The following is a 2640-nucleotide window of genomic DNA, read 5'->3' on the forward strand; positions in this document are numbered from 1 at the left end:
TGTTTAGCCGGGGCTTCGGGTAGCGCGGATGCGGCGACTGGGTAGCGCGGGCGCGGCGACTGGGTAGCGGTCCGCGCCCGCGCGTCCGGTGGTCAGCTGGCCGTCTCAGTGTGGGTGTGGCGGCGCATGTTCGGCCCGTCGAGTTGGACGAGTTCGGCGTTGCTGACGATGCGGTTCAGGATGGACTCGGCGATGACCGCGTCGTGCAGCGACCGATACCAGTCCTCGGGATCGAACTGGCTGGTCACGACAGTCGAGCCTCGTCCTTCACGAGCGGCGAGGATGTTCAGCAGATCGGCGGCTGTCTCCCCGGTGATCGGGGTGGTGAGGAAGTCGTCGAGTACGAGCAGGTCGCAGGTGTGCAGGCCGGTCAGGAACGTGAGGCGCTGCGCGTCTTGCCGGTGGTAGACGGCGAGCTGATTCGCGAGGTCGTCGAGCCGGTAGTAGCGGGCTGAGTAGTCGCGCCGACAGGCGGCGTTCACAAGCGCTTGTGCGAGGTAGGACTTCCCGACGCTGGACTTGCCGAGGATCACGAGGTTGTGGGTCTGGTCGATCCAGCGGCAGGCAGCGAGCCGGGCGACGAGCTCCCGGTTCAGATTGCGCCCGTCGAGGTAATGGATGTCCTCGACGCAGGCGGCCGGGTTCGGTGTCCGCGACGCTTTCAGTAGCTTCAACACGCGCCGTTCGGTGCGGGCAGCGGTCTCCTGCTCGAGAGCGTGGCGGATCTTCTGCGAGAACGTCCACTGGTCGTAGGTCGGGTCGTTCGCGATGTCGATCACCGCTTCCCCGAACGCGGTCATCCGCAGCCGGGTGAACAAGGCCATGTCGTCGGGGGTGAGGTGTTGGTCAAGCATCGTGGCCGCCTCCCGCCTGGCTGCCGGCTGATCGGAGCGCGTCGAGACTGAACGCCCCTGCGCCGGCTAGGTGCGCGCGGCTGGTGTCCCGATGGCCCGGCGCGCGGACGCCCGCCGGCGACGCGGTGACGATCCCCATCTCGCCGCTGACGGTGGGGCGGGCGTCGACTCCGGCGCGGAGCGCGGCGATGCGGTTCTTGACGGCGGTGTAGGTGATCTGCCGGTGCGGGTCCTCGTCGACCAGCCCCTTGCAGGCTTGCTCGAGGAGCACCCTGCTGCCCCGCTTGCCGAGGTCAAGGATGTTCATGCAGGACCGGTAGCCCTGCGCCTCGATCACCTTCCCATCCAGCAACCGGGTCAGCGCAGCGACCGTGCCGGGGCCGACCTTCGCGGCCTGCCGGAGGAAGTACCCGCGCGTCCAAAGCCCCGACACCGACTCGGCATGGACGGGCGCGTGTTCGGGGTCGGTGACGTAGCCGTTGCGGCGCGACCCCTGCTGGTGGGTCGCGATGATCTCGCCACCTGCGAGCACGTCGATCTGCTCCCCGATCATCCGGACGTCGACGCTGAGCCCGGCGAACCGGGAGGGGACGGAGTACTTGATCGTGTCGAGTTGGATATGCCAGTCCCGGTGAACCTTCGCCTTCCGCCAGATCACCGGCTCCCAATGACGAGCAGGCAATGCGATCAACTCGCCGTTCTCCTGCTCGGTGAACCAGTCGCGGCGTGACCGCTGCTCACCACGGAACGGAGTCCGATCGTTGATCGCGTCGACCTGGGCGGCGACGGCGACGTTCAACTCGTCCAGCGACGTGAACACCCGGCCTTCGAGGTAGTGGATCACCCAGTTCGTGACGACCTTCACCCCCGCCTCGACATGCCCCTTGTCACGCGGCCGATATGAGCGAGTTGGGACCGCGGCCGTTCGGTAGTGCTCCAGGAACTCGGCATAGGCCGCGTTCACATCCCTGGCCTTCTCGGTCCGGGAGATCTGGTTCGACGCGGTCGACGCATTGTCCGGCACGATCACCTGCGTGACGCCGCCGAAGTACTCGAACGCGCGGCGGTGCGCGTCCAGCCAGGCCGGCTGCTTCTCGTCCAGACACCCATAGGCGAACACCATCCCGGAGAACGGCAGCGACGCGACGAACACCGACACCCGCGTCGTCTCTCTCGTGATCGGGTCCGTGAGGTGCATCTGCGTGCCCGCCCAGTCGACTTGCATCGTGTGCGCCGGAACATGCGCGATCGGGAGCGTCAGATCGTTGACCCGGACGTGCTCCGCGACAATCTGGCAGAACCGCTCATACCCATAGAGCCGCGCGCCAGCAGGGGCATCGGTCTCCAGATACCGGGCCCACAACACCTTCAACGGCGGCTTGTTCCGCCCCAACCTGGCCGCGACGACCTTCTCGATGTCGACCGGGACGAACTCCTCGACCACGCTCCTGCGGCCATCAGCGAACAGTCTGTCGATGTCTTCGAGCGACAGCCCATCGACCTGCTCACGCGTCGTGAACCCCTCCTCGTCGAGGACCCGGCGGGCCCGAGCGATCGCGCGATGTGAGCACCCCGCCATCGCCTCGATCTGCCTATACGCATACCCCTGCACCAGCAGGCCCATCACAAGCCGGTAGTCCGTCATCGCCGACGTTCCTCTCCACCAGCGACCAGCCCTTGGCCGCGGTGAGAGTCATACTCGAACCCGCCGTCGGAACGCTACCGTATCCCCGCACGCACGCTACCGGATCGTTACACCGGCGCTACCCGAAGCGCCGGCTTAACA

Annotated in this window: 2 protein-coding genes; both read right to left on the bottom strand. The window is 66.9% G+C overall.

Annotated features, from left to right (window positions below; genetic code table 11):
* Nucleotides 1–92: 92 nt before the first annotated feature.
* Nucleotides 93–854 carry an ATP-binding protein gene (locus ACPYN4_RS15425; RefSeq protein WP_076688830.1) on the bottom strand — a complete coding sequence of 254 codons (762 nt, stop codon included), beginning with the start codon at nucleotides 852–854 and terminating at the stop codon, nucleotides 93–95.
* Nucleotides 847–2499 carry an IS21 family transposase gene (gene istA / locus ACPYN4_RS15430; RefSeq protein WP_424446868.1) on the bottom strand — a complete coding sequence of 551 codons (1653 nt, stop codon included), beginning with the start codon at nucleotides 2497–2499 and terminating at the stop codon, nucleotides 847–849. The genes ACPYN4_RS15425 and istA overlap by 8 nt, the downstream gene beginning before the upstream one ends.
* Between the last annotated feature and the right edge of the window lie 141 nt (nucleotides 2500–2640).

It is taken from the genome of Microbacterium sp. CH-015 (assembly GCF_049707015.1).
Taxonomy (GTDB): Bacteria; Actinomycetota; Actinomycetes; order Actinomycetales; family Microbacteriaceae; genus Microbacterium; species Microbacterium aurum.

Excerpts from the sequence above, each read along its gene's own strand:
- istA (WP_424446868.1), bottom strand. The coding sequence starts at position 2,499 with ATGACGGACTACCGGCTTGTGATGGGCCTGCTGGTGCAGGGGTATGCG.
- ACPYN4_RS15425 (WP_076688830.1), bottom strand. The coding sequence starts at position 854 with ATGCTTGACCAACACCTCACCCCCGACGACATGGCCTTGTTCACCCGG.